General features: G+C 73.3%; 9 protein-coding genes. 3 read left to right on the top strand and 6 right to left on the bottom strand.

Going from position 1 to position 6,850, the window contains the following annotated elements:
• Positions 1-119: 119 nt before the first annotated feature.
• A complete protein-coding gene (locus tag ACFWP3_RS41240) occupies positions 120-356 on the bottom strand; it encodes a hypothetical protein (RefSeq protein WP_384232003.1) in 237 nt (78 codons plus the stop codon).
• 219 nt (positions 357-575) lie between these two features.
• Here ACFWP3_RS41240 and ACFWP3_RS41235 point away from each other — a divergent pair, with 219 nt between their 5' ends.
• Entirely contained in the window at positions 576-1,955 is a 1,380-nt protein-coding gene (locus ACFWP3_RS41235) for a transcriptional regulator (protein WP_384232001.1), read from the top strand.
• Positions 1,956-2,114: 159 nt separating this feature from the next.
• On the opposite strand, the gene ACFWP3_RS41230 is transcribed toward ACFWP3_RS41235, so the two are convergent.
• From ACFWP3_RS41230 to ACFWP3_RS41220, 3 genes are all read right to left on the bottom strand, one after another.
• A complete protein-coding gene (locus ACFWP3_RS41230; protein ID WP_384231999.1) occupies positions 2,115-2,672 on the bottom strand; it encodes a pyridoxamine 5'-phosphate oxidase family protein in 558 nt (185 codons plus the stop codon).
• Positions 2,673-2,722: 50 nt separating this feature from the next.
• A complete protein-coding gene (locus ACFWP3_RS41225; protein WP_384231997.1) occupies positions 2,723-3,535 on the bottom strand; it encodes a class I SAM-dependent methyltransferase in 813 nt (270 codons plus the stop codon).
• 107 nt (positions 3,536-3,642) lie between these two features.
• Positions 3,643-4,131: a hypothetical protein gene (locus tag ACFWP3_RS41220; RefSeq protein ID WP_384231995.1), complete on the bottom strand. Its 489-nt coding sequence runs from the start codon at positions 4,129-4,131 to the stop codon at positions 3,643-3,645.
• 17 nt (positions 4,132-4,148) lie between these two features.
• Here ACFWP3_RS41220 and ACFWP3_RS41215 point away from each other — a divergent pair, with 17 nt between their 5' ends.
• Positions 4,149-4,727: a 1,4-alpha-glucan branching protein gene (locus ACFWP3_RS41215; RefSeq protein WP_384231993.1), complete on the top strand. Its 579-nt coding sequence runs from the start codon at positions 4,149-4,151 to the stop codon at positions 4,725-4,727.
• A gap of 40 nt (positions 4,728-4,767) precedes the next feature.
• Here the strand turns inward: ACFWP3_RS41215 and ACFWP3_RS41210 are convergent, their stop codons facing one another.
• Together ACFWP3_RS41210 and ACFWP3_RS41205 are read right to left on the bottom strand one after the other, a co-directional pair.
• The gene (locus ACFWP3_RS41210) at positions 4,768-5,559 is read right to left on the bottom strand and encodes an amidohydrolase family protein (protein ID WP_384231990.1); all 792 of its coding nucleotides are present in this window, start codon (positions 5,557-5,559) and stop codon (positions 4,768-4,770) included.
• Positions 5,560-6,090 (bottom strand): GNAT family N-acetyltransferase, encoded by a 531-nt coding sequence (locus ACFWP3_RS41205; protein ID WP_384231988.1) that lies wholly within the window; start codon positions 6,088-6,090, stop codon positions 5,560-5,562.
• Positions 6,091-6,159: 69 nt separating this feature from the next.
• On the opposite strand from ACFWP3_RS41205, the gene ACFWP3_RS41200 reads away from it, so the two are divergent.
• Positions 6,160-6,744, top strand: coding sequence for a TetR/AcrR family transcriptional regulator (locus ACFWP3_RS41200; protein WP_384231986.1), 585 nt, complete (start codon positions 6,160-6,162; stop codon positions 6,742-6,744).
• Positions 6,745-6,850 lie beyond the last annotated feature (106 nt).

Here is a 6,850-nt window from a genome sequence, read left to right as displayed (position 1 = left end):
CAAGTACGTCCAGTACTCGGGCGCCCCTCCGCCTTGCGATGCACGGCGCCAGACGACGCGGGCTTAACCGGCAAGATCCGAAAGAGACGACCTAGGCCGGCCGGACGGCCGGGCTCACGTCAAGGGCGGTCGTCTTCCTCCGTCGCCGCGGGCCGGTCGCCGGCCGGAGGCGGGAGGGGGCGCCCGGTGCGCGGCCGGGTCAGCAGCTGTGCGGCGACCTCACCCGCTGCCGCCGCCACGACGGACCAGAGCTCTCCGGGCGCGGGGCCGGCCGCGATGAGCGCGACCAGGCCCACGAGCACCAGAAGCCGAATACATTCCGCCGCGCCCCAGCCGTTTCGCATCTCGCCGTTCATTGCGGCCTCCTCCACCCCAGAAACGGGACTTTCGACCCGTCAGCCAGATGTCCTGGCCCTACTGTCGAGAGCAGGAACGGGGTGGGCACAGGTGCGCGGTGTCGGGCAACAGGCGCGGCAGGGGGCTCGAAAAGGGCGCGTTGACGGCAAAGACTTAGTCAACCTGACGTCGGGTCATTAGCGTGGGTGGTCGAGCGGAGCAAACGCATCGGGGGTCTGATGAGTACTCGTCGAGAACCGAACCGGAACCTGCAGGACCTGATCAATGAAGCACGTTTTTCCCGCAAGGGTCTGGCACGGCGGGTCAGCGAACTCGCCGCCACACAAGGGCTCAGCATGGGCTGCGACCACACCGCGGTCGCGCGCTGGCTGGCCGGCTCCATTCCGCGGGATCCCGCCCCGAGCCTCCTGGCGCAGGTGTTCTCCCAGCGGCTCGGCCGGATGCTGACACCCCAGGACCTCGGCATGGACATCGTCTCGGAAGACCACACGATCGGACTCCGCTATCCCAGGAACACGGAACGCGCTGTCGATACAGCGAGGCGCTTGTGGAGGTACGACGTGGAGAGTCGCGGATTTCTGATCGATTCCGCTTTTGCGGCCGGCGCCGTATCGGCCGCCAGCCGGGACTGGCTGATCGGCGGCCCGCGGGAGGACGTGAGTTATGCGGGCACCGACGGCCGGGTCACCATGGCCGATGTGCGGCACCTGCGCGCGCTGGGCAATGAATTCGAGCGGCTCAGCCACGAGTTCGGAGCGCAGCGCATCCGCCGGCACATGATCAACTATCTGCATTTCGACGTCGCCCCGCTGCTCAGGAAATCCCGCACCGACGAGGTGGGCCGGGCCCTGCTGCAGACCGCGGCCGAGTTCACCGCGGCCGCCGGCTACATGGCCATCGACTGCAACGAGCTCAATCTGGCCGAGCGCTACTACATCCTGGCCCTGGGCCTGGCGCACGCCGCCGACTCGCGGGACTACGGCGCCCAGGTCATGGCCACCCACATGGGACACCTCGCGCTGTACGCCCAGCACCCGGCCGAGGCGGTGCAGCTCGCCGAGGCCGCGCGGCTGGGCGGGCGGCAGCGCGGTGGGCACCTCGCCCTCGCGGTGGCCTGGGTCGTCGAGGCGCGCGGCCATGCCCGCATGGGTGACGGAAGGGCCTGCGCCCGGGCCCTCTCGGAGGCCGAGCAGCACTTCGACCGGTCGGGCCCGGCGGACGATTCGGCGGCCTACCTGCGCTACTTCAAGGAGGCCTACCTGGCGGACGCCTTCGCGCACTGCTTCCGGGACCTCAACGAGCCTGCCAAGGCCTGCCAGTACGCGCAGGCCGCCCTGCGCGACCTGCCCGCCACGCACATGCGCCGCCGCTCGATCAACACCGGCATCCTCGCCCACGCCGACCTGACGAACAACGAGCCCGAAGCGGCCGCCCGGCACGGGCTGGAGGCGGTACGGCTCACCCGGCAGCTCCACTCGCCACGGGCCTTCCGCAGGATCGCGCGCCTGCGCAAGCGGTTCGAGCCGTACCGGGGTGTCGCGGAGGTCGCGGAGTTCGTGGCACAGGCCGACACCCTGCTGGCGGACGCGCCCGCATAGCGGAGAGGCCGGGGCCGGAGGGCTTGAGGGCCGGTGACCGGTGTCCGGCAGCGGGTTGCCGGGGCGGGGCCGAGGGACCTTCCGCTTGCCGCCCGCCACGCACCACGAGGCACCACGACACCGGGTCCGAGTCTCCGGTCGGCGGCGCTGAACGCTCCGTCAGAACGCCCACCGCGTATGCGTGTACACCCCGTCGTCCCGGCCGAAGCCGTACGCGATGGCCGGGGCCACGGCGAACACCATGTCGTCCCCTCTGCGGAACGCGTCCCCCATGCCGTGGAAGGTGCCCTCGGGCGAGGTGATGTGCGCGCCGTACTTCGCCTCGAAGGCCGTGATCACCTCCTCCAGCACCGCCGGATCCGAGACCCGCTCCGCCGTGCCCTCGACCACGAGGTCGAGGCCCTCGGTGAGCGAGTTCCGGCCGGTGGTCAGCGCGCAGTGGCCGTCGTGCGCGAGGTTCCGCGCCTTCTGCTCCGCGGTGCCGGTGGAGAAGTACAGCACCCCGTCGTGCCATGCGGCGATCACGGGGGTGACGTGCAGCCGGCCGTCGGGCCGCACCGTGGACACCCAGAAGATCTCGGCGGCCTCCAGCTGCCGCCGGGCCTCGTCCCACTCGGTGGCGGTCACGTCCGCGGCGCCCGGGCGGGGGTTGAGCGCGGAGCTGTAGCGGGCGTCGAGTTCGGTCGTGGGCTGCTCTGCGGATCCCTGTGCGGGCATGGCTGACGTCCTTCCTTTTGTCCATCTTTGCCCGCCCGGCGGCGCCGGGCTCAGCGCCGCGCCGGATTCCATCCCCATGCGGTGAGCATCCCGGGTGACAGGCCGGTGCACCCGGGGGAGTCGAGGTAGCGCAGGGCCTCATCGAGCCGGGCGTCGTCGATCAGCCCCGTCGCGGTCATGGCCGGACGGGCCCGCTCCCAGGTGTCGGCCCAGAACCGGCTGATCGCGCTGCCGGGCAGCAGCGGCGGCACGTGGATCTCGGCCGCGACCGCCTCCAGCCCGGCCTCCCGCAGCAGCTCGGGACGGTGGGGCACCTGCGAGACGTCGGTACCGATGCTGTCGCGCAGCCCCTGCCACATGGCCCGCATGGCGCGGGTGTACGGGGTCACGGGCGCCGTCCGCGTGGTCAGGTCGACGGCGTCGCTGACGACCAGGACCCCGCCGGGGGCGAGCAGCCCGGCGAGCCGGGAGACCAGCTGCCGCGCGGAGGGCAGGTGCATGATCACGAACCGGGCGTGGACGAGCCGGAACAGCCCGGGGGAGAAGTCCTCGGAGGTGATGTCGGCCCGGAGCACGGCCATGCCGGGCACGGGGTGCGCTGCGAGGAACCGTACGTCGCGGTCGACCGCCAGGACCGAGGCGACCCCCGCCTCGCCGAGCAGACGCCGCGTCACGGTGCCGGTCCCCGCGCCGACCTCCAGGCAGGTCCAGCCCGGTCCCACGCCCAGCTGCCGCAGCCGGGCCATGGTCGTGTCGTCGTACGTGAGGGCCCCGAGGTCGATCCGGTCGTCCTCGCCCCGGTCCTCGGGACGGAAGACCCGCTCACCGTAACGGCCCTCGCCCGAGGGCCCCGTACCGGCCATGTGGCCATTGTGGCAAGGGCGAGCGGATGCCACACGTCGTGGCGGCCGGCCCGGGAGGCGGCGGCGCGGGCCCGTCGGCGGCGCGGGCCCGTCGGCGGCGCCGGGTGCTACTGCACCTGCCGGTACCAGCGCCGGTGCACCGCGGGTTCCACGCACAGCACGGCGGCGCCGGCGACCGCGCCCACCAGCAGGGCCGGCCAACCGCCGCCGTTGACGAGCGCGCCGGCGCAGGCGGCGGCGACGGCCAGCGGGCGCAGCAGGGTCAGCGGGCCGAGGCCGATGACCGTCGCGAGGGTGCTGGCGCGGAACGGCAGGAGGAAGCAGGCGGCGAGCGAAAGCAGTACGGCGGTGGCGTAGACGGCGAGCGGGGCCAGGTAGCCGACGGCTCCGGCGGTCAGGGTGTCGTAGGTCCAGGCCGGGTCGGACGCCGTCAGCAGCAGGACGGCCGTCAGGACGGGGGCGAGCAGTACGACGGCCCCGAGGCCCAGCCCGCGCAGGGCGGCCCGGGCGGTGGGCCGGTGTTTGCGGATGCGGTCGGAAACGCCCTCGGCAAGCGCGGGCGGTTCCGATAGGTTCGGTTCTCGATCTTCGTTCACGTTCCGAGGGAGTTCGTATGGCCACCATCCACCGCACCACCATGACGCCCACCAAACTGGAGCTGCTCACCGCCTGGCTGCCGAAGCAGAGCTGGTACGAGGGCCACGCGGGCACGCCGGAGCTGGCCAGGGCCGGCGGGTTCCGCCTGGACGACCCCGAGGGCGAGGTCGGCATCGAGTTCATGGTCGTGGTGGACGCCGGCGCACCGGAACCGGTGGCGTACCTGGTCCCGCTGGCCTACCGCGCCGCCGCGCTGGACGGCGCCCCCGGCGAGGCGCTGATCGGCACCTCCGAGCACGGGGTGCTCGGCCTGCGGTGGATCTACGACGGCGTCCACGACCCGGTGGTGACGGCGCAGCTGCGCGCCCTGCTGCGCGGCGAGGCGGTCCCGCAGCACCAGAGCGAGAGCGACACCCCCGACCCGACCGTCACCGTGCACGGAACGGGCCCCGGCGACGGGCTCGACGTCCCGGTCCGCCGCGTCCTGCGGCCGGCGCAGGCCGACCCGGAGGCGGCCGGACACGTCGTCGCCGGGTGGACCTGGCCGGACGGAACGGCCGTACGGGGCGTCGTCGCGGCCGTCGCGCCGCGGTAGGCCGCGCACGGGACCCCGCGGGGCCGGCCCGCCGGGCGGCTCAGCGGCCGGGCCCCGGCCGCGCGTCGATGCGGTAGAACGCGGCGGCGTTGTCCCACAGCACCGCGCCCAGGTGTTCCTCGCCGACGGTCTCGGCGATGAGGGCGAAGTCCTCGTCCGAGAACGGCCGGCGGGCGCGGGTCGAGGGCAGGTCGGTACCGGCCATCAGCGCGGCCGGATCGGCCCGTACGACGGTGGCCATGACCGTGGCGGGGTCGAGGTCCACGCGCCCGAACCCCGTGGCCTTGACCTTGACGCCCTGCTCGACCAGTTTCAGCAGGTGGGGAAGGCCGTCGCGGTGCAGGCCGAGGTGGTCCACGCTGACGGCGGGCAGCGCCGCCAGGGTCGCGGACAGCTCGGGCAGGTCGCGGGCGTCGATGTAGAGCTCGGTGTGCCACCCGGCGACCTCGTGGACGCGCCGGGCCAGGCGGTCGAGCTGGTCTAGGGTGGCCGACCCGCCGCGGCGGACGTTGAAGCGGACCGCCCGTACGCCCGCCGCGTCGAGGCTGCGGATCTCCTCGTCCGTCACCGTGGCCGGCACCTGGGTGACCCCGGCGTACGCGGGGCCGAGGGCGGCCAGCGCGTCGCGCAGGTAGTCCTGGTCGAAGCCCTGGAACGAGCCCGAGACCACGGCGCCGCCGCGGATTCCGAGCTCGGCGGTGCGCTCGGGGTACCGGGCGACGGTGAAGGCGGGCGGCAGGTAGCCGTCGTTCCCGATCAGGGGGAAGCGCGGGTCGACGATGTGCAGGTGGGCGTCGAAGACCGGACGCGGCGGCTCTGGGTCCGGTCGCATTCAGCGCTCCCCTTCGGTGGCGGGGTGCAGGTCGAGGGTCCAGTTCTGGCCGACGAGGTCGTGGCCGAAGCTGTGGTGGGGCTCCTGGTCGGCGAGGACGAAGCCGAAGCCCTGGTAGATCCGGCGCGCGGACACCAGCACGTCGTTGGTCCACAGGGTCACCCGCCGGTAGCCGGCCTCCCGGGCGAAGGCCAGGCACTCCTCCACGAGGCGGGCGCCGAGGCCGAGGCCCCGGCCCTTCGGGGTGACGAGCAGGATGCGCAGCTTCGCGACGCCGGGTTCGTCGCCGGAGACCAGGAAGACGCAGCCCGTGCGCTCGCCGTCGACCTCGGCGATCCACGCGGCCTCCTTCGCCGGGTCGTGGCCGGCGCCGTAGTCGGCGACGATCCCGGCCACCAGCGCCTCGAAGTCGGTGTTCCAGCCGAACTGCTCGTCGTAGACCTCGCCGTGGGCCATCACGGCCCAGCCCAGGTCCCCGGGGCGGTCGGCGCGGCGCACGACGACGTGCGGCCGGTGTTCGTGCTGCTGCATACGTGCTCTCCCGGGCTCCTCGGCCAGCTCCCACTGACACGACTGTTTCAGTAACGCTAGGCTAGCCCCATGTCCCAGGAAGCGACAAGCAACCCGTCCGCCCGGCAGGTGGAGCTGCTGGAGGCCGCGTACCGCTACGCCCTCGCACACGGCCTCGCCGAGCTCTCCCTGCGCCCGCTGGCCACCGCCATCGGCTCCAGCCCCCGTGTCCTGATGTTCCTGTTCGGCAACAAGGACGGCCTGGTCAAGGCGCTCCTCGCCCGGGCCCGCACCGACGAGCTGGGGCTCCTGGACCGGCTCCGGCCGGCCGGCGGGCCGCCCATCGGCCTCGTACCGGCGGTCGAGCAGCTCTGGACCTGGCTCGCCGCCGACGAGCACCGCCCGCTCCTGCGCCTCTGGGCGGAGGCGTACGCGCGCTCCCTCGTCGAGCCGGACGGCGCCTGGGCCGGCTTCGCCCGGACCACCGTGAACGACTGGCTCGACGTCCTGGCCGCCTGCCAGACACCGGCCGACCGGGACGGCGAACAGGGCGCCACCCGCCGCACCCTGGCCCTCGCGGTGCTCCGCGGCGCCCTCCTCGACCTCCTCGCCACCGACGACACCCACCGCACGACCACGGCCGTACACCACCAGCTCGCCCTGCTGCGGGCTTAGGCCGTCTCTTTCGGATCTTGCCTGACCCGCGCCGCCTGGCGCCGCGCCTCGCCGCGTTGTCGGGGCGCCCAAGTACGTCCAGTACTCGGGCGCCCCTCCGCCTTGC

The organism is Streptomyces sp. NPDC058525, from assembly GCF_042719495.1.
GTDB lineage: Bacteria > Actinomycetota > Actinomycetes > Streptomycetales > Streptomycetaceae > Streptomyces.
The sequence above is the reverse complement of the archived record's forward strand: the minus strand, read 5'-3'. Positions and strand labels throughout refer to the sequence as shown.

Excerpts from the sequence above, each read along its gene's own strand:
- ACFWP3_RS41210 (WP_384231990.1), bottom strand. The coding sequence starts at position 5,559 with ATGCGACCGGACCCAGAGCCGCCGCGTCCGGTCTTCGACGCCCACCTG.
- ACFWP3_RS41230 (WP_384231999.1), bottom strand. The coding sequence starts at position 2,672 with ATGCCCGCACAGGGATCCGCAGAGCAGCCCACGACCGAACTCGACGCC.
- ACFWP3_RS41215 (WP_384231993.1), top strand. The coding sequence starts at position 4,149 with ATGGCCACCATCCACCGCACCACCATGACGCCCACCAAACTGGAGCTG.
- ACFWP3_RS41200 (WP_384231986.1), top strand. The coding sequence starts at position 6,160 with ATGTCCCAGGAAGCGACAAGCAACCCGTCCGCCCGGCAGGTGGAGCTG.
- ACFWP3_RS41235 (WP_384232001.1), top strand. The coding sequence starts at position 576 with ATGAGTACTCGTCGAGAACCGAACCGGAACCTGCAGGACCTGATCAAT.
- ACFWP3_RS41225 (WP_384231997.1), bottom strand. The coding sequence starts at position 3,535 with ATGGCCGGTACGGGGCCCTCGGGCGAGGGCCGTTACGGTGAGCGGGTC.
- ACFWP3_RS41240 (WP_384232003.1), bottom strand. The coding sequence starts at position 356 with ATGAACGGCGAGATGCGAAACGGCTGGGGCGCGGCGGAATGTATTCGG.
- ACFWP3_RS41205 (WP_384231988.1), bottom strand. The coding sequence starts at position 6,090 with ATGCAGCAGCACGAACACCGGCCGCACGTCGTCGTGCGCCGCGCCGAC.